Annotated in this window: 20 protein-coding genes and 1 tRNA gene; 4 read left to right on the top strand and 17 right to left on the bottom strand. The window is 27.3% G+C overall.

Features of this window, described 5'->3' with window-relative positions; translation table 11 throughout:
• Nucleotides 1-509, bottom strand: a 509-nt coding sequence (locus Q1J48_RS03240; RefSeq protein ID WP_300361176.1) for an aminopeptidase P N-terminal domain-containing protein, incomplete at its 3' end; no start/stop codon positions are given.
• Nucleotides 510-723: 214 nt separating this feature from the next.
• On the opposite strand from Q1J48_RS03240, the gene Q1J48_RS03235 reads away from it, so the two are divergent.
• Nucleotides 724-812: transfer RNA gene (locus Q1J48_RS03235), tRNA-Leu, on the top strand.
• Nucleotides 813-952: 140 nt separating this feature from the next.
• Complete coding sequence (locus Q1J48_RS03230; protein ID WP_300361173.1) at nt 953-1084, top strand: antitoxin VbhA family protein; 132 nt, start codon at nt 953-955, stop codon at nt 1082-1084.
• 161 nt (nt 1085-1245) lie between these two features.
• Here Q1J48_RS03230 and Q1J48_RS03225 read toward each other — a convergent pair whose 3' ends face one another.
• The 4 genes from Q1J48_RS03225 to Q1J48_RS03210 form a co-directional block, all read right to left on the bottom strand.
• On the bottom strand, nt 1246-1524 hold the full coding sequence (locus Q1J48_RS03225; protein WP_300329365.1) for a hypothetical protein: 279 nt from the start codon (nt 1522-1524) through the stop codon (nt 1246-1248).
• Between the two features lie 24 nt (nt 1525-1548).
• Complete coding sequence (locus Q1J48_RS03220; RefSeq protein WP_300361170.1) at nt 1549-2436, bottom strand: YegS/Rv2252/BmrU family lipid kinase; 888 nt, start codon at nt 2434-2436, stop codon at nt 1549-1551.
• A 162-nt stretch (nt 2437-2598) separates the two neighbouring features.
• Nucleotides 2599-3384, bottom strand: coding sequence for a type III pantothenate kinase (locus tag Q1J48_RS03215; RefSeq protein WP_300361167.1), 786 nt, complete (start codon nt 3382-3384; stop codon nt 2599-2601).
• Between the two features lie 23 nt (nt 3385-3407).
• On the bottom strand, nt 3408-4715 hold the full coding sequence (locus tag Q1J48_RS03210) for a hypothetical protein (RefSeq protein ID WP_300329356.1): 1308 nt from the start codon (nt 4713-4715) through the stop codon (nt 3408-3410).
• A 192-nt stretch (nt 4716-4907) separates the two neighbouring features.
• Here Q1J48_RS03210 and pssA point away from each other — a divergent pair, with 192 nt between their 5' ends.
• The gene (gene pssA, locus Q1J48_RS03205) at nt 4908-5630 is read left to right on the top strand and encodes a CDP-diacylglycerol--serine O-phosphatidyltransferase (protein ID WP_300329353.1); all 723 of its coding nucleotides are present in this window, start codon (nt 4908-4910) and stop codon (nt 5628-5630) included.
• 124 nt (nt 5631-5754) lie between these two features.
• Here the strand turns inward: pssA and Q1J48_RS03200 are convergent, their stop codons facing one another.
• The 12 genes from Q1J48_RS03200 to mutL form a co-directional block, all read right to left on the bottom strand.
• Nucleotides 5755-6411, bottom strand: a complete 657-nt coding sequence (locus Q1J48_RS03200) for an amino acid ABC transporter ATP-binding protein (RefSeq protein WP_300361165.1) — start codon at nt 6409-6411, stop codon at nt 5755-5757.
• Entirely contained in the window at nt 6411-7037 is a 627-nt protein-coding gene (locus tag Q1J48_RS03195; protein WP_300329347.1) for an amino acid ABC transporter permease, read from the bottom strand. The genes Q1J48_RS03200 and Q1J48_RS03195 overlap by 1 nt, the downstream gene beginning before the upstream one ends.
• A gap of 21 nt (nt 7038-7058) precedes the next feature.
• The gene (locus Q1J48_RS03190; RefSeq protein ID WP_300329344.1) at nt 7059-7820 is read right to left on the bottom strand and encodes an amino acid ABC transporter substrate-binding protein; all 762 of its coding nucleotides are present in this window, start codon (nt 7818-7820) and stop codon (nt 7059-7061) included.
• 161 nt (nt 7821-7981) lie between these two features.
• Nucleotides 7982-8590 (bottom strand): copper homeostasis protein CutC, encoded by a 609-nt coding sequence (locus Q1J48_RS03185; RefSeq protein ID WP_300329342.1) that lies wholly within the window; start codon nt 8588-8590, stop codon nt 7982-7984.
• A gap of 21 nt (nt 8591-8611) precedes the next feature.
• Nucleotides 8612-10174: a ClC family H(+)/Cl(-) exchange transporter gene (locus Q1J48_RS03180; RefSeq protein WP_300361163.1), complete on the bottom strand. Its 1563-nt coding sequence runs from the start codon at nt 10172-10174 to the stop codon at nt 8612-8614.
• A gap of 112 nt (nt 10175-10286) precedes the next feature.
• Nucleotides 10287-12866 carry a single-stranded-DNA-specific exonuclease RecJ gene (recJ, locus tag Q1J48_RS03175; RefSeq protein ID WP_300361160.1) on the bottom strand — a complete coding sequence of 860 codons (2580 nt, stop codon included), beginning with the start codon at nt 12864-12866 and terminating at the stop codon, nt 10287-10289.
• Between the two features lie 68 nt (nt 12867-12934).
• Nucleotides 12935-14431, bottom strand: coding sequence for a lysine--tRNA ligase (gene lysS / locus Q1J48_RS03170; RefSeq protein ID WP_300329694.1), 1497 nt, complete (start codon nt 14429-14431; stop codon nt 12935-12937).
• 19 nt (nt 14432-14450) lie between these two features.
• Nucleotides 14451-15881 carry a tetratricopeptide repeat protein gene (locus Q1J48_RS03165; protein ID WP_300361157.1) on the bottom strand — a complete coding sequence of 477 codons (1431 nt, stop codon included), beginning with the start codon at nt 15879-15881 and terminating at the stop codon, nt 14451-14453.
• A 16-nt stretch (nt 15882-15897) separates the two neighbouring features.
• Nucleotides 15898-16269 (bottom strand): DUF1934 family protein, encoded by a 372-nt coding sequence (locus Q1J48_RS03160; RefSeq protein ID WP_300361154.1) that lies wholly within the window; start codon nt 16267-16269, stop codon nt 15898-15900.
• Nucleotides 16269-16604: a DUF1292 domain-containing protein gene (locus tag Q1J48_RS03155; RefSeq protein WP_300329704.1), complete on the bottom strand. Its 336-nt coding sequence runs from the start codon at nt 16602-16604 to the stop codon at nt 16269-16271. The genes Q1J48_RS03160 and Q1J48_RS03155 overlap by 1 nt, the downstream gene beginning before the upstream one ends.
• 25 nt (nt 16605-16629) lie before the next feature.
• On the bottom strand, nt 16630-17097 hold the full coding sequence (rlmH, locus tag Q1J48_RS03150; protein ID WP_300361151.1) for a 23S rRNA (pseudouridine(1915)-N(3))-methyltransferase RlmH: 468 nt from the start codon (nt 17095-17097) through the stop codon (nt 16630-16632).
• Between the two features lie 12 nt (nt 17098-17109).
• Entirely contained in the window at nt 17110-19008 is a 1899-nt protein-coding gene (mutL, locus tag Q1J48_RS03145) for a DNA mismatch repair endonuclease MutL (protein ID WP_367181831.1), read from the bottom strand.
• Between the two features lie 153 nt (nt 19009-19161).
• On the opposite strand from mutL, the gene Q1J48_RS03140 reads away from it, so the two are divergent.
• Nucleotides 19162-19821 carry a toxin-antitoxin system YwqK family antitoxin gene (locus tag Q1J48_RS03140; RefSeq protein WP_300329710.1) on the top strand — a complete coding sequence of 220 codons (660 nt, stop codon included), beginning with the start codon at nt 19162-19164 and terminating at the stop codon, nt 19819-19821.
• The last annotated feature ends 64 nt before the right edge of the window (nt 19822-19885 follow it).

Raw genomic sequence — 19885 nt, 5'->3', positions numbered from 1 at the left:
TCTGGTGTTTTTATATTTCTTTGTTCTGCCACAGCATAACCTAACTTTTCAGAGGCAAATTTATTTACTTCCTTTGGTTTTATATCAAGCCATTCTGATATTCTTAAAATATTATCTGGTAAATATTGATTAACAAAATGGATCTCTCTTCCAGAATTTCTTGCATCTTTTATATATTTTCCAGCCTCTTCATAGGAAAAATTATTTTCTACTCCTACTAATTTACATTGATCTTCCAAAGTAAGTTGCTGTCCACTCCAAATTATATCATCAATTGTAAGTTCATCTCCAAATATTATCTCTTCATCTTTATCTATATCGATTACACCCATTAAATTTTCCTTATTTAATCCAAAATAATAAAGAAAAGTTGAATCTTGTATAAAAGGAAAGGTATTATCTAGATAACTTGATGGTGATAGGCTATTTCCACAAATTAAAATAACTCCTTTTTCAAATTTATTTTTTAAAACTTCTCTTCTTTTTTCATAAGTTCTTCTAGAAAACATACTAACCTCCTATAAAAATTAAAATGTTACATAATTATATTATCTTTTCTTTTATAAAGCAAGTATAATTTTAAAAAATCAAAAGTGTTGGAAATAAAAGAAAAATTCAATTTTTATTTTTTTATTTTATTTTTTTGTTGACACATTAAAGAAAATATGATATTATTATTCTTGTCTTGAGGGAGATGAAAACAAAATCAACGAACTTAAGAATGCCTGGATGGCGGAACAGGTAGACGCACAGGACTTAAAATCCTGTGGTATCTTGATACCGTGCCGGTTCGATTCCGGCTCTAGGCACCACTTAAAAATATTGACGAGTGATTAAATCACTCGTTTTTTTTATTCTTTTAACTTTTATTTATGGTACAATATACTAAAGAAAATATATTGTTTGGAGTGATAAGACGACTAAAAAAGATATAGAAAGAAATAAAGAACTTATGGAATATGCAATTCATACCAACGAACTAGAAGGGCATGTTTTTACAGAAGAAGATATAGAATTTCTAATGAGTGTAGCAGAAGGAAAAATGACAGTTGAAGAAGCCATAAAGATTGTTTTAAAAAAATAAAAGAGGCTTAAGCACATTCACAGAGATAGTATAAAAAATTAATTTTTTTAACTACTCTAAAAATTATCAAATTATTCTTTTGTAAATTGAAATTTAATTTTCTATAAATACACAAAAAGCTAAAGAGTTTTTGTTCTCTTTAGCTTTTTTATTTTTATATTTTATTTTTCTTTAAAATATCTTGTTTTTCCCTCTCTAAATGGTGATTTTATCTCCCAAGTATCATATTCTTTCATTTCAAAATGGTTAGTTATCTCTTCCATTTCAAACTCTGTTAATTTAACATCACCTTTTTCTGCTGAAACAGATACAAATTTTCTTCCCTCTTCCAACGAACAGATACAAGAATATTTTTTATAAAATCCTGCAAATATTAATTTTTCATTATCTAAATAAGGTGGTATCTTATCTGTTTTTTTAAAGTTTTTTAATTTTCTCATTTTTCCTCCAAGTAAATCTTTATATTACACCCAACCTAATACTTTTAAACTATTTTTTTCACAAGTTATTTTTATTGGGAACTTAGGACCTTCTTCTCCATCTACATCTGTTACATATTCATCAGGATTTTTTACATCTATCTCTATCTCATCAGCCTTAAAATGAATTATCCCTTTTGGATAAGACACTGGATTTTTAGTTAAAAGATGAGGAAGAATTGACAATTTTTCTAAAAAATTATCCCCTGGTATTATCAATATATCCAATAATCCATCATCCACTGTTGAATCGTGAGCAAGTCTTAGATTTCCAGCTGTTCTTCCATTGAAAACGAAAAATATTATTGATGAACCTTCATAAACAAAATCCTTTGTTTTTATTTTTAAATCCAACATTTTAAATTTAGGCAACTCTTTTATACCTGTAAAATAATATGCTAATTTTCCAAAAGTATTTTTATACTCTGTAGGTGTTTTCTGTGAAACATCTGTAAAAAGTCCACAACTAAATATATTTATAAAATATTTTCCATTGGCTTTTCCTAAATCTATTGTTGATGGTTCACTATTTAGTATCATATCAATTGAGTATCTGATGCTTTGAGGCATACCTATTAAATGTGCAAAATCATTGGCCGTTCCTCCAGGGATAACCCCTATCGGTAAATCTATATTTAACTCTTTCATAAGATTTACTATCTGGTTTATAGTTCCATCTCCACCAGATGCTAATATATGATCATAAGTTTCATCTATATCATCAAATATATTTGTTATATCAGAATCAAAAGAAAGTCTATAAGGAATTATCACAAAACCTTTTTTCTGATAAGCATGAATAATATAATCTAAATATTTTAGGATCTCTTTCTCTCCTGAAAAAGGATTATATATAAATTTAACTTTTTTCATTTGACCTCCTAAGAAAATAAAATTTATAAATATTTATATTATTAATTATAACATTTTTTTTATAAAAATCAACTCTACCCTTTATAAATAGAAATTTTATAAATATTTAATAAAATATTTTTTAAGCTTAAATCAAAATAAAAAGCTAAAGGGTTTTCCCCTCTAGCTCTCTTTCTTACTTTTATTCATCTTATAAAGAGTGTATATACCTCTTATACTTAATTTTGAACTGCACTTGTCAATCTCTTCTACATGTTCTCCTATAATCTTACTATATCCACCTGTGGCTATTACAAAGCAATCTTCCCCAACTTCCTCTTTTATTTTTTGGATAAGATATTTTACCTGTCCTATATATCCATTAAAAGTGGCAGCTTGTATTCCATCAACTGTATTTTTTCCAAGTACAGTATTTTTTTCATCAAACTCCACTTTAGGAAGTCTTGCAGTTGTTCCAAAAAGTGAATTTATATAAGTTCTTGGTCCTGGAAATATTCCTCCACCTATATAGACCTCTTTTTTTAGCACCTCATATGTTGTTGCTGTACCAAAGTCAAAAATAACTAAATTTTTATCTGGATACTCTTTCAATGCTTGTACTATATTTATTATTCTATCAGCTCCCATATTTGAGCCATCAACTCCTCTTTTAAATTTAAAAGGAACTTTCTTTTTAATATTTACAACAAAAGCATCTAAATTAAAATATTTTTTTGCAAATCTCTGTAACATTGTTGTTATAACTGGTACAACTGATGAAATCATTATCCCTTGAATATCCTTAACTTCTATATTATGAATATCCATCATACTTTTAAAAAATCCCATAAACTCATCTTCTGTCATACGGTCATTGGTTCTATTTCTAAAAGTTTCTTGAACCATTCCATCTCCATCTAAAATACTTGTTACTATATTGGTATTTCCAACATCAAAAACTATATACATCTCTTTCTCCTTGCCCTGCTAGTTTAGTTCTTTTTAAAAACATTTATAAATTCTTCTAATTTATATTTTAACTCTTCTTTTTTCTGATTGATCTTCTCTCCATATTTATCTTTAAAATCATTTTTCATTTTTTCAAACTCACTTGAGTCCTCTCCTAAATAAAGAGCCACTTTTTTAGCTATATTACTATTTACAAATACCCTGTTAAAACTTGGATTATAATTATATTCAACTTTTAAATCTCTTATTGGTTCATTTGCATCTCCAACTATTACATTTAAAGCATCTCTATCTTTTAAGAAATACTCTGATACATTTTCTTTATTAATATCCATTTGAGGAATATCCAATCTACCTATAACACTTATTTTTTCCTCATCAAGAACTATTTTTTGTACAAGGTTTGCTTTAGCAGAGATTAAATCTTTTATCTCCATAAAACTATTTACATCAACATTTTCAAATTTTGCATCAATTTCACCTTTAAATGTTGCTATATTTAAAACTCCCTCTATTAAACTATTTTCCTCTCCAGCAACAGAAGTTAATTTAAAAGGAATATCTTTATTCATTTTTACCTTATCAGTTGTAATTCCTTTAACTACTCCCTCTAATTTTCTTCCTAATAATCCAGTTTTTACTGTTAAATCAGAAATTTCAACTACCCAGTCATCTTCTTTCATATTACTTTGTGTTTCTTTAAAGTTATTTTTCATTGAGTCATATTTTTTTACAATATCATTCATATATCCAGTGGCTATATCTGAAAGTTTATAATCTATATATTTATCAAGCATAGGTATAGTTGCTCCGATAAATATAGATTTTATTCTTTTATTTTTTTCTATATTATCACTACCTAAATTTTGTAAAAAGTTTTGATAATCATTTACTAAACTTTGGCTTATTCTTTGCATATCCTCTTGACTTATTTTTCTTTCATTTACTACCATTGCAGTTTCTTCAACTTGTTGATTTGAAATATTTGTATTTTTTCTCTTTGTTTTTTTATCTATCTCTATATCTTTTATCTCTAAATTTTGTAAAGATATTTTTTTATTAAATATATCCTTTAATTTTATATTTGTTGTTACTCTATTAATATATATTGCATCTAAAGAAGTATCATCTTTATTTTCTATCCCTATCCCTTTAAGTTCTAATTTCTCTTTAAAAATATAATAATCAACTCCATATATTCTTACTTTACTTTCAAGTGATGCTGATAATTCTTTTTCTAAAACTTTTTGAATCGCTATATCTTTTAATCCAAAAATTACTACTCCTATTAAAATTACAATAAACATCAATCCATTTACTACTTTTTTCATTAGCATTCCTCCTTCTTGTATCTCCCCTTCTAAATTATAACATAGAAGTTGAGAATCCCCAAAAATTTATTTTATTTAGACACAATTTTTTTATATTTTTTCTTGAATATTCAAAAAAAATTGAAAAAAATAAAGTTATATGTTAAAATATAATGTAATATCTAAACTTAAAAGAATTGGAAGTGATTTATAATGGTTGAAAAAAAATATCTAGCACCTAATGGAATTACAGCAGCAAATATGCTTCTTGGTTATCTAAGTATTACAGCATCAATTAGATCAAACTATACTCACGCTATTTGGTTTATCTTCTTAGCTATGGTTTGTGATGGATTAGATGGAAAAGCTGCTAGAAAATTCGATGCTTTTAGTGAGTTTGGTAAAGAATTCGATTCTTTCTCAGATGCAATTTCTTTTGGAATAGCACCTAGTATTTTAGTTTATTCTATACTTTCTGAATCAGCAAAATTTGCAACAATGGCAATCCCAGTAGCATTTATCTATGCTCTATGTGGAGTAATGAGACTTGTAAAATTTAATGTTGTTACTGTTGCTTCTGACAAAAAAGATGACTTTAGTGGAATGCCTATCCCTAACGGAGCTGGTTCTGTAATATCTTACTTACTTATCTGTGATTCACTAGGAAAGCATTTTGACTATCAGTTTTTAAATATTGAAGTATTTATTTCCATAACTATAATAGCTGCTATTCTTATGGTATCAACTATTCCATTCCTTACACCAGATAAGGTATTTAAAGTTCCTAAAAAATTTATGGTACCTTTCATTATCGGTGTTTTGATAACTTTAAAATATAGTATGTTTGTGATTTCTTTCTATTATATTATTTACAATTTAGTTCAATATCATTTATATAGAAAAGAAATTAAAAATTCTGAAAACGATTCTGAATAAAAATTTAAGCACGAGTCATCGTGCTTTTTTAATACCAAAATTGAATTATCTTTTAAAATAAAAAAACTGATCTTATAGCTATTGAAATTTAATCCAACTTTTAAGATCAGTTTTATTTTTTATTTTAATAATTTTTTCTATTTTCTAAATTATTAATTATATCTTTTACTTTTCCTTTTTCAAAAACAAATATTCTATCTGATACCTTGTTTACAAAATTCATCTCATGACTTACTATTATCATAGTTATATTTTTATTTTCTTCTCTAAGACTTTCTATAACATTTAATACTTCATTAACCATTTCAGGGTCTAAAGCCGAAGTTGGTTCATCAAATAATAAAACTTCTGGATTTCTTGCTAAAGCTCTAGCTATGGCAACCCTTTGCTTTTGTCCCCCTGATAAAGTTTTAGGATATACATCTGCTTTCTCTTTTAGCCCAACTTTTTCTAATAAGTTTTCTGCTATCTTTCTAGCCTCTTTCTTATCCATTTTATCTACAACCACCAAAGATTCCATAATATTTTGAGCTGCTGTCATATGTGGGAAAAGATTGAATGCTTGGAAAACCATTCCCATTTTATTTTTTTCTGGAAGAGTTATCTCTCCTTTATCTATTGTTTCTAAATCAATAAGGCATCTTAAAAATGTTGATTTTCCTCCACCTGATGCTCCAATTATTGAAACAACCTCTCCTTGATTTATATCCAAATCTATTCCTTTTAATATTTCATCTTGTCCATAACTTTTATGTAAATCTCTTACTGAAATATATCCCATTATATCATCACCTTTTGCTCTAATTTTTTAAATAACATTATTATAACAACTGACATCAAGAAATATAAAACTCCACAAATTGCAAATGGAAGTATAGAGAAATCTCTAGTTACTAACTCTTTTGAATTTCTTAATATCTCAGCCATTCCAATTACTGATACCAATGATGTATCTTTTACAAGTGCTATTGCTTCATTTGAAAGTGGTGGTATAGCTGTTATTAAAGATTGAGGAATTATTATTCTTATCATAGTTTGCCAATAACTTAATCCTAATACTTTTGAAGCTTCATACTGCCCTTTATCTATTCCTAATATGCTCCCTCTAAATATTTCACAAAAATAAGCTGCATAGTTTATAACAAAAGTTATTACAGAAGCTGAAAAAGCTGTTAGTGTTATTCCAACTATTGGAAGTCCATAATATACAAAGAATAATTGTAATAATAATGGTGTTCCTCTGAATACAGAAGTATATATTACTATAATATTATTTATTATCCCTTTATTTTTTAATCTTCCTAAAGATAAAATTATCCCAAGTGGTAATGATAGTGCTAAAGTAAGCACATATAATTTTATTGTAAGTCCCATACCTTGTAGTATAAATAAAATATCGTTTTGCATTGTTTCCTATCTCCTAATTTTTTATTTTCCAAACCATTTAGCTACGATTTGATTATATGTTCCATCATTTTTCATTTCATCTAATTTTTCTTGAACCTTATCTCTTAAAGCTTTGTCTTGTTTTCTAAAAGCTACTCCATAATACTCTTTTGTTAAAGATTCTTCTGAATAAGCTAAGACATCTTTCTTAGAATTATAATACTTTCCATTCACTGCGTCAACTACAACTGCATCTAATCTTCCAGCTTCTAAATCCATTAAAGCTTCAACATTTGTAGAATATTTTTTTATCTCTTTTATTTTTCCAAAGACTGAACTTTTTTGAACAGCTATATCCGCTGAACTTCCAAGTTGAACTCCAACTATTTTTCCTTCAAGTTCATTAACTTTATTTATTTTATTTTCTTTTTTAGAAAATATCATCTGTCCATCTTCGAAATATGGTTCTGAAAATAATGCTTGTTTTTTTCTACTATCAGTCATTGTCATTCCATTCCAAACCATATCTATTTTTTTACTTCTAAGATCAAATAAAATCCCATCCCATTCACAAGGTTTAAATTCTACTTGAACATTCATTCTCTTAGCTACTTCTTTTGCCAAATCTATATCAAAACCAACTAACTCTCCATTTTCATCTCTGTATCCCATTGGAGCAAAAGTAGCATCTAATCCAACTACCATTTTTCCATTTTTTTCTACATCTTTTAAAGAATTGTCAGCACCAAAACACATATAAGTCATACCTAATAATAAAGTGATAATTGTTAATAATTTTTTCATAAAATTTCCTCCCTTTTGCTTTCTCTCTCTATTTAACTAAAGTAATATTTTTTAAAAATAAACCATTTAGTAAAAACTAAATGGTTTTACTTTGTTACTTCAGTCTACTAAATTTTTTGTATGACATACTATAACACTTTATTATTCTTTTGTCAAGCTTTTTAGACAATTTTTTTCCCGTGATATTCAGAACTTACAATCTCTTTAGAAATTTCTTCTAAATTTTTAGAAGTTATTCCACCTGCTACAATAATTGTAATATCCTCTCCAGCTTCCTCTATCATCTTTTTTAAAACTTCTTTACCATCAATCGCCTTTGCTTTTGTTCCAGAAGATAATATTCTCTTTACCCCTGAATCAGCCAATTTTTTTATCTCTGATAAAGGATTTTCAAGTTCGTCTATTGCTTTATGAAAAGTTACTTCCATTGGAGATGCCAAATTAACTAACTCTTTTAGTAAAGGATAATCTATCTCAGAATTTTTATTAAGAACTCCTAAGACAATCCCCTTAACTCCTAAAGATTTACACATCTCTATATCTTGTTTCATTATCTCTATCTCATTTCTGTTGTAACAGAAATTTTCTCCTCTAGGTCTTATCATAACAAATACTGGTATTTTTATCTTTTCTAAAGTTGTTTTTATAGTTCCATAAGAAGGCGTAGTCCCTCCTTCTGATAAATTATCACAAAGTTCTATCCTATCTGCTCCTCTTTTTTCCGCTATGACAGCTTCTGAAAATGATTCTACACAAGCTTCTTTTATCATATAAACCCCTTTCTTTATTTTTTAAGCACCTTCTCCCATTTTCAAAAGAATAGGAGTTACTTTATTAGCTGTGTTTTCATTCATTAAAATAACTAATAAATCTCCACTTTGAATTATGGTATCTCTTGTTGGAGTTAAACACTTATCTCCTCTTTCTATATCTACAATGATACATCTTCCAGGCCATTTAATATCTTTAATATAAATATTATCAAATTCTGAATCTGGACCTATTGGTATTTTTACTAAAGTTTTCTTCTCTTCGTCCCCTGTGATTTCATCTTTTTTAGGTAACATATTCTCAAGAAGTAAATCATAAATCGGTTTTATTCCTATTAATTCTGACATTAAAAATGTTGCCATGCAAGCTGTCACTACTGGGAAGAAGTGGTAAAAAGATCCTGTCATCTCCAATATCAAAATTGTTCCAGTAAGAGGTGATTTTACAACAGTTGTCAGTAATGTTGCCATTCCTATTATAATAAAATATACATCATATGTTTCTGTTAATCCAAAAAGATCTATAACAAACATTCCATATATTTTTCCTATTATAGCTCCAATAACAAGCATTGGTAAAAATATTCCCCCAGGAATACCTGTCGAATAGCAAATCAATGTAAATATAAATTTTAAAACCAATAAAACTATCAATGTCTTATATGAAAAACTTTCATGTATTACTCTCTCTGCTAAACTATGTCCTCCACCTGTTACATCAAAGAAGAAAAGTCCCATTATAATTGTAATGGCTACTACAACCATCGGCTTTATAACTGGATTTATTTTTATACCTTTATATAATTTTTGAAAATATAAAATTCCATCACTAAAAAGTTTACCTATAAAAGTGATTATTATAGCCAAAAGAACTATTAGTAAATAATCTTTTAATTGATAAAATCCCTCTACTTGTATATTAAAACTTGGTGAAAATCCAAAGAAATTTTTAGATACAAACTCTGCTGAAACTGATGCTATCAGTACACAAGTAACAAGCAGTGGAGACATAAATTTATGTAACTCCTCAATGGCAAATATTGTTCCTGCAATAGGAGCACCAAAGGCTGCTGAAAGTCCAGCACTAGCTCCACAAGTTATCAAATATTTTTTATCATATTCTTTTCTTTTAAAAATTTTAAAAATACCACTTCCAACTTCTGCACCTAATTGAACTGATGGTCCTTCCCTACCAAGTGACATCCCTGCTACAATAGCAAGAACTCCACCGAAAAATTTAGCTCCTATTTCCCTAGCCCAATTAAAGTTCATTTGTCTAGCAATTATACCTTTAACCTGTGGTATTCCACTACCTTTAACCATTGGAATTTTTACAATTATCCAACCTAAAATAAGTGAAATTACAATTCCAAAGATCAATAACAATAATAAGACTTTAATTCCAAAATTTTCTCTAGCATAAGTATAAAATCCTCTTCTAAAACTGTCAGCATAAGAAAGAGAAACTCTATATGCAACAGCTACTACCCCAGAAAAAATTCCAACTAGGAAAGCTAAAAAATAAAGATCCATATGAGATTTCATATGGGATTTTAATGCACTAGCTCCCGTCTCTTTTTCCATAAAACTCTCCTTAAATTTTTTAAAAAAACTAATTAATTATACTCTATTTATATAAAAAAATCAAGTTCATTTATTACTCATTATATTTATATCTATCTTTATTTAGTTATAATTATAAAATTTCTTTTATATCTTCTGTACCAAAGATTTTCATCCCTTCTTTCATAAGAGATTTTAATTTTATCTTTCTTTCAAATGACATTTTTTTTGTCCAAAACATAGTAAAATCTTTAATTAAATCCATATCATTAACTATCTCTATATTATCTGGTATTTCAAAACTATCCTCTATTATTTTTATATTTTTTTCAAAATCTATTTTTTCTTTCTCATTAAATAAAATTAAATATTTTTCTGGCAATATTTTATCCATTTTATCTAGATAGATATAAAAATCATAATTTTCTTTATAATTTTTTGAAACCTCTATATAGTTTTCTATATCATTTTTTATATTTTTTTCTGTTATTAATAAAGATTTTTTACCAATAGTTTTATAAAATAATCCTATTGTTTTTATAATTGTTCCCACCCCTCTATTTTCTTTATAAAGTCCAATACAATTTATCTTATTTCTAAATACAGAGGCTAGTATTCTTTTTTGGAAACCATTATAATCTAATCTATCTATTAAATATTCTTTTATCTCTTTAAAGATCTCTCCCTCTTTTAACTTATATGATTCAAAAGAAAAATCTCTATAAATATTTATATAGATATTAAAATTTTCATCTGTTTCTTCTATATTTTCAACATCACAGATAAATTTATAATTAAATTTATTTTTTAAATTCATTAAAAGATAAGCTGTAGCCTCATCAATTTCACCAACTACTGTTTTTCCCTCTCTCACATAAATTTTATTCTCATAGAATGCTAAACTTAATTTTTCTTTTACCTTTTTTCTTGTATAAAAAATTGTTTTTATAGGAAAAATAGTATCATACATATCTATCTCTTCCAAAAGTTTTCTTTTTTCTTTATCCTCTTCTTCAGTTTTTAGTTTTATATCTTCTACAAATATTTTATACTGATATTTATCTCTAAAGACTTCCATTTTTAATTTAAAAGCCACATCGATTAGAGAAGATTTTGAAATTTCCTCAAAGGTATCTGCTCCGCTAAACCAAACACAGTTTTTTATCTCAACACCATTTTTTATAATATTCATCATAAGATGAGTCTGATCTTTTCCTATTTTTCTTATATTTGAAAATTTACAATCTTTCATAGAAAATATAGGGGTTGAATTTCCAAATCCAAAAGGCTCTATTTTTGAAATCTCTTCTAAAAATCCATAGGAAATTTTTTCAACTCTTATCTCTTTATCAATTTTTATAGGTTTTAAAAAATTATCCTCATTTAATTTTAAGTTAATATACTCTTCCAGTCTTTCTTTTAACTCTGGGATTCTATCTATCTCTATACTAAAACCAGCTGCTCCAGAGTGTCCCCCATATTTTGTGAAAACATCTCTAGTATAATTTAATGATTCTATTATATTAAATCCCTCTATACTTCTACAAGAGGCAACACCTATCCCCTCTTCTGGTTTTATATCAATTATTATTGTTGGTTTATAATATTTATCCACTATTTTAGAGGCTACTATTCCAATTACTCCACTATGAAGTTTTTCTTTTGCTACAATAATTATTCCTTTTTTATCCAGTCCTTTTTCTTCTATCTCTTCAGTTGCTAGATTTAAAATTTCATTTTGTATATCTTTTCTATCCTCATTTTGTTTTATAAGTTCATAGGATAAGACATCACAAACTTTATTATCCTCACTTATTAATAATTCAACACTTTTTTTAGCATCTTCTAATCTTCCAGCAGCATTAAAAATAGGAGCTATTATAAATCCTATATCATAGGTATCATAAGTTTTTTCCTTAAAATCTTGATACAATTTTCTTAAAAGTACATTAAGTCCATTCCATCTTGTTCTTTTTAATTGCTCCAAACCTTTTTTTACAATTATTCTATTATCTTCTATCAAAGGAACTAAATCTGCCACTGTCCCAATAGCCACAATATCTAAATATTTATAAGCCTTTATTTCTATATCTAGTTTTCTATATAAAGCAAGAACTAACATAAAAGCTGTTCCAACTCCAGAGATACCTGTAAAGTCATAAACATTATCTTTTCTTTTTACATTTATTACGGCTTTCGCTTCTGGTAATTCATTATTTATTTCGTGGTGATCTGTGATTATCATATCTATCCCAATCTCATTTGCATATCTTACCTCTTCCACAGAGGATATTCCACAGTCAACTGTTATGATAAGATCTCCACCCATCTCTTTTATTTTTTTTATAGCATCTTTATTTAAACCATACCCCTCATCTCTTAAAGGAATATAATACTCACACTCTATTCCTATTTCATGAAAAGCTCTATATAAAAGTGATGTGGAAGTTATACCATCTACATCATAATCTCCATATACCCATATTTTTTTATTTTTTTCCTTAAAATCTAAAATAATTTCAACAGTTTTTTCCATATCTTTTAAATCATATGGATCTCTTAAATCTTCTAAATCTCCATTTAAAAATTTTTCAATCTCCTCATCAGTTTTTATGCCTCTGTTTTCCAAAATTTTTATTAAATCCTTACTGTATTTAGAATTATTTTTTTCTGTTGATACTTCACCTTTGTACATCCATTTTGTATTTCTCAAATTCGCCCTCCTTAAAAACAAAATCCCTTCAGTTAAAAAACTGAAGGGAGATTTTTAATCATCTTAAATTATTTTAAATTTTTTAATGTTGGGAATAAGATTACATCTTTTATTGTAGGACTTCCTGTTAATAACATAACAAGTCTGTCAATTCCTATTCCTAATCCTCCAGTTGGTGGAAGAGCTGCCTCTAGAGCTTCGATAAATGAATCGTCTATTTCTGGAGTAGCCTCATCATTTCCTAATTCAGCCTCTTCTATTTGAGCTTCGAATCTTCCTCTTTGATCTGCTGGGTCATTTAACTCAGAGAAAGCGTTTGCATATTCTCTTGAATCGATAAATAATTCAAATCTTTCTGTAAATCTTGGATCATTAGGGAATCTTTTTGATAATGGAGAAATTTCTACTGGATGTCCATAAATAAATGTTGGTTGAGTTACTTTTGACTCACATTTATCTTCAAAGAATTGGTTTATAATATGTCCTACTCCAGTCATATGAGGTAAAACTTCAACTCCGTGCTCTTTTGCTATTGCTTTAGCTTCTTCGAAAGTCATCTCTTTCCAGAAGTCAACTCCTGTAACCTCTTTTATTATGTCAACCATATGTACTCTGTGGAATTTAGATAGATCTAAATCTTTTCCATTGTATTGTATTTGTAATGTTCCTAAAACTTTTTTAGCAACGTGTTGGAATATTGCCTCAGTTAAATCCATCATTGATTGATAATCAGCATAAGCCATATATAGCTCTATTGATGTAAATTCTGGGTTATGTCTTGTAGAGATTCCTTCGTTTCTGAAACATCTATTGATTTCATATACTCTGTCAAATCCTCCAACGATTAATTTTTTAAGATATAATTCTGGAGCTATTCTTAAGTATAGTGGCATATCCAATGCATTGTGGTGAGTTATGAAAGGTTTTGCAGCTGCTCCACCAACGATTGGGTGTAACATTGGAGTTTCAACCTCTAAGAAATGTCTTTCATTTAAGAAACTTCTTATTTCACTTATGATTCTAGTTCTTTTTATGAAAGTATCTTTTACTTCTCTATTCATTATTAAGTCTATATGTCTTTTTCTATATCTTGTTTCAATATCTGTTAAACCGTGGAATTTTTCTGGTAATGCTTTAACGTTTTTAGAAAGTAAAGTGAACTCACTTACTCTTAAAGTTTTTTCTCCAGTTTTTGTTACAAATAGAGTTCCTGTGATACCAACTATATCTCCAACTCCACATTTTTTTATTAATTCCCATACTTTTTCATCTTCAAAAGAATCTTTTCTAGCATAGAATTGAATTCTTCCTGTTTGGTCCTCTAAATGAGCAAATCCAGCTTTACCTTGGATTCTATATCCCATTATTCTTCCAGCAGTTTTATATACTGGTTTTACCTCTGCATCTTCAGCAGGAACATCTTGAGCTAAGATATCTCCTATCATAAATTCTTTGTCATATTTCTTTCCAAATGGATCAAATCCTAATTCTTTAATTTCAGCAACTTTTTGCCATTGTTCTGCTAAAAGACGATCTTCAGCAACCATATCAGCATATCTTTTCATTAATCTATCTCCTTTATTTTTATTTTATCTTTCTTAAATATATTATACTTCTTCTTCCCCAAATTGTAGAGCCATATTCTGCACTAACATCATTAAATATTTTTTCAGCTTTACTTTTATTTCCTTGTTTAAAAGCAATTTCTCCTAATTTATATGCAACCTCAGGATAATTTTTACTTTCTTTTGTAATAGCTTCAAAATTTTCTTGAGCTTTTTCATAATTATTAGTTAAGTAATATGAATTACCTAATAAATAATACAAGTTTTGATTCTCTGTCAAATCTCCTTTAAGTTGTTGTTTTGCTTTTTCTAAGACAAGTATTGCTTCTGCATAACTTTCTGTACCATAATAATCAAGTCCACTTTGATAAAGTCCTTTGAATCCATTACCAAGATCCCCTGTTATTATTTCTTCCACCTGTTTTGATTCATTTTTTATAAATCTATCTGTATAAGTATTTATCCTATCTTTTAAAGCCTTTGGTAAAACTCCCATCTTATTTTCTGAATAATGAGTTCCCTTGTCTATATTTCCATTTCTAAAATAGAAAACTCCCAAAGCATCAGCTAACTCTCTACTTGGTTTGTTTGCATAATACTCTTCAAGGAAAACTAATTCCTCATTTGTTGGTTTCCCTCTTTTTATAACATTATTTTTTATAATTTCATTAAGTTCAGGTCCATTTTCTGAAAAAGTTAAATATTTTTGACTTAAAACATAATCATTTTGTAAAGCCTGTTCTTTTCCTAAAACTAATTTTATTTTTTCTTCTGGAGATAAATTAAAATTTTCTTCTAAGAAATTAGCCTCACTATTTACTACTTGCTTATCACTGTTCATAACAGCTTGATTAAATAATAACATTGAAACATCTTTTATCTTTGGATTTTCAGGGAATAATATTTTAAATGCTTGAACACTATTTTTTAACTTCCCTAAATCTTTTTCCTCTGCATTTTTTAAAATAAGATTATTTAAATCAAAAGCAGATACTCTATAACGAGATTTATTATTTATAACAATAGTTTGTGCTGGCTCTCCATATTTCTCTAAAGAAAAACCATACTTTCCTTGATATAAACTTCTAAAATAAAAAACTCCACCTCTTATAAAAGCTTCAAAAGATTTTTCCTTTGGTGCTGTAAGTACTGAAACATTGTATGCCCCAGTTGGTATTGCTACATATTCACCTAGATAAATATCAACTGCATTTCCATTTAAATAACTTCTTGTAACATTATTTTTAACATTTCCAGAAACCATATCTAAAAAATATGCTACTCCTGTATCACTTAAAAAGAAACTTTCTTGAGTAAGTTCTTTATCCTTTTCAACTTGTGCATTTAATCCTGCATTATATGACTGTGTTCCATTATTTACTAATGGATTTAAACTTTGACAACTGTAAAAAAGATTTGCCAAAATAGCAATAAATATAAACTTTTTCATTTGTTCCTCCTACTTTTTAGGAAAGCTCTTCCACTGAAATAATAATTTTATTTATTATTTCTTTTCCTTGATAAATTGTATATTCAGTTTTAAATCCCTCATTATGAATATCTAATTTTTTAGTGAATATAGTTAATCTCATATCTAAATATTGATTCTTATACTCTAAATCTGTCTCACAATTTTTTTTCAATAAAACTGTACTTTTAACTTGTCCACTTCTTTCTATTATAACAGAATCTTTAAAAATTTTTATAATATTTTTTCCAAATTCGTCTACATAAATATAAGATATATATTCTCTCTCAATTTTTTTTAATGCTTTTACTATTTTATCTAACAACTCTTTTTGGTTCTCAAAAGTTTTAATTTTTAAAGAAACTTTCATTAATAATCCTCTTCATCGTGATAGTCTTCATTGTCATATCTATCTCTTGAGCTACGAGCATCATCTCTATCATAATATTCATCATCTTCCCAATCGCCTATATCTTCTCCACTATCATATTCATTTTCCCAATATTCAACGATTTCTTCAACTTGATCTTCATCATCTATATATTCTAAATCTTCTTCATCATTAGCTAAGAATACATATCTTTCTCCATCTCCACTTTCAGCAATAACATAATCATCATTGTCATAAGTTAATGTTGCCACTATTTCAAATTCAATTTCTTCTCCTAAAACCATTTGCCTAAAATAGTCCCCAGGTAAATACATAAAAAATCCCTCCTATTTACTTTTACTATTTATGATACTTTATATTATTTATTATACTAAACCATCTATAAATTTGTTCAGACAATATAAGTCTCATCAATTGATGAGGAAATGTCATCTTTGAAAAACTTAAAGATAAGTTTGATAACCCTCTTATCTCATCAGAAACTCCATAAGAACCTCCAATGATAAAATTTATTGTGCTATAACCTTTCACACATATCTCTTCGATCTCTTTAGCCATTTGCTCTGATGAAAAATTTTTTCCACCAATATCAAGTAGAATGTTATATCCTTTATTTTTATCCAAAGCCTCAATTATACTTTTAGCTTCTTTTAAAATAGATGAATTTCTATCCGAATCATTTCCAAACTCCTTTAATTCAACTATCTTGAATTTTCCAAAAGCCTGCATTCTCTTACTAAACTCTGCTATTCCATCTAAAATATATTTTTCTTTTATTTTCCCTACACAAATTATATTTATATTCAAAGTAACTCCTTATTATTTACTCCCTAGACGACCAAAATGTCTTTCTATGTCATTTAAAGACATTTTTAAAAGAATCGGTCTTCCGTGAGGACAAGTGTATTCTTCGATTTCAAATAATTTTTCTAATAATATTTTCATCTCTTCCATTGTAAGTTTTTGATTAGCCTTTATAGCTCCCTTACAAGATGACATTATTATACTTTCTTCCAAAAGAGTATTTCTTACTTTTGAATTTTTTAAATCCTCTATTATCTCTTTTACTAATTCTTCCACACTACAAAGAATTTTAAAATTAGGTATCCCTCTTATAAGGATATCATTTTTATCAAAAAAATCAATATCAAATCCAAAAGTTTTTAAAATTTCTATATTTTCCTCAACTAACTCTTTCTCTTTATTTGATATTCTAAACTTAACAGGAACTAAAAGTTGTTGAGTTGTGATCTCTTTATTATAATATAATTTTTTATATTTTTCATATAAAATTCTTTCATGTATAATATGTTGATCATAAATTTCAAGATTTTCATTTCTTTCAATTAAAATATAAGTATCTGCTAATTGTCCTATTATTTTAAAATTTTCCTTTGAAACATTTTTTGATATTATATCCCTTTTTTCAGAAAAATCAATTATTTTTTTTATTTCCTCTTCACTACTCTTTAGTTTATCAGTTTTTTCGTTATTTGCAAAGATTTTTTTTGTATTTTTTTCTTTTTCTTGAAAAAAATTATTAATTTTCAAAAGTTTGTCTTCTGCTTTTTCCTCTTCATTTTTTTCTTGAATTGGTTCTGCTACTTGAAAAATCTCTTCTTCTTTTCTCTCTTCCACCTCTTTTTTTGAAAAATTTTCAAAAAAATTATCTAAAGAAATTTTTTCAGCCTCTATTTTTTCTTTTTCGAAACTTTTAGCATTTTCTACTTTCTCTTCTTGTTCTTTTGGTTTTATAACTGGAGCTATAAAATCATCATCTCCAAAAAGTTTTTTATTAACCTCTTCAAAAATATAATTGTATATATAATTCTCATCTGAAAATTTAACTATTTTTTTAGTTGGGTGTACATTTACATCTACTTCTCTTGGATCTAGTTCTAAAAATAAAATGGCAAATGGATATCTTCCTTTCATAAGTTTTGTATAGTATCCATCTATCAGAGCATTCTCTATTATTTGAGATTTAACTGGTCTCCCATTTATAAATATAAAAATAAAATCTTTATTTGAACGATTTAAAGATATATTTCCAAGATAACCTAAAGGAAATGAAACTATATTCTCTAAAGTATTTTTTCCAAAAAGCTCAAGAATTGTATTTTTTATCCCCTTACCACTTGTTTTTAAAACCTCTTTATCATCATTTAACAAAGTGATAGATATATTGGGATTTCCCAAAGCCTCCATTAAAACAGCATCTTTAATTGCCCTAAACTCTGTTGTTTCTTTTTTTAAAAACTTAAGTCTTGCTGGTGTATTAAAAAACAAATCTTTTACTTCTATCTCTGTCCCAACTTCTCTCGAAACTTCTTGAATATTTGTAATTTTTCCCCCTTGAGACATAAGAATAGTACCCTTTTCACTTTCTTTATCTCTTGAGCTGATAGTTAATTTTGAAACTGCACCTATTGAGGAAAGTGCCTCTCCTCTAAATCCATAAGTCATAATATTAAAAAGATCATCTTTTGTAGAAATTTTACTTGTGGCGTGTCTTTCAATACAAAGTAAAAGATCTTCCTTTGACATTCCTACCCCATTGTCACTTATTTTCACATATCTATTATTTTTTTTTACATTGATTATAATTTTCGTGCTTTTAGCATCTATTGAGTTTTCTAAAAGTTCCTTCACCATATTAGCTGGTTTTTCTACAACCTCTCCAGCTGCTATCATATTAGAAACTTTTTCATCTAAAATATTTATAATTCCTATTTTCTTTACCTCCTATAAAAAATTATAGTGATACTAAATTATACTTCATATAAAAAAATTTTTCTATATTATTTTTTATTTTTGTGAAAAGTATGTTATAATATTCAAAGATTAAAAAAATATATGGGAGAAAAATTTATGAAAAAATTTTTTATTTTAGCCATAACAACTTTTATTATTTCTAGTTGTTCTTCGACACAAAAACAAACTGCTCCAATAACTCCTCAACTTACTGAGGTTGTTATGCAATCTGAAAAGGAACTTAATAAGGAACTTCGTGAAGTCCCTATAAAAAATAAAATTTATAAAAATAGACTGGCTTATGTTGAAGGGGAAGATGTTCCTTTCACAGGGGTTTTTACCAATAGATATATTGGACATCTACTTTATTTTGAAGAATATAAAAATGGACTTCTTAATGGATCTAAGATGTGGTTTGGTGATGATGGGTCTATCGGTATGAAAAAAAGTTTTATAGACGGGAAAGAAACTGGAGAGCAAATCACTTACTATCCAAATGGTAATATCCGTTCAGTTTTTCCTTATATAAATAATAAAATCGAGGGAGTTATTGAATGGTATACTCCTAGTGGTTTCCTTTTTGATTCCAGTGAAATTATAAACGGAAGTGGTAGATATGTAGTTTACTGGGATAATGGTAATGTAAAAATGACTGGTACTTTAACTAATAATTTAAAAACTGGTACTTGGAAAGAATTTAGTCCAAAAGGAGAGATTGAAAAAGAGATTACTTATTCAAATAGAGGAACTATACTTAAAGAAAAATGGTATAAATAGTTGAGTCTATTAAGTAATTATGATATAATTTAATTGTATGTAAATTTTATTTTTGAAAGAGGAA

Origin of the sequence: Fusobacterium sp. (assembly GCF_029258315.1) — a bacterium.
Classification (GTDB): Bacteria; Fusobacteriota; Fusobacteriia; order Fusobacteriales; family Fusobacteriaceae; genus Fusobacterium_B.
This window is presented reverse-complemented; position numbering and strand designations above follow the sequence as displayed.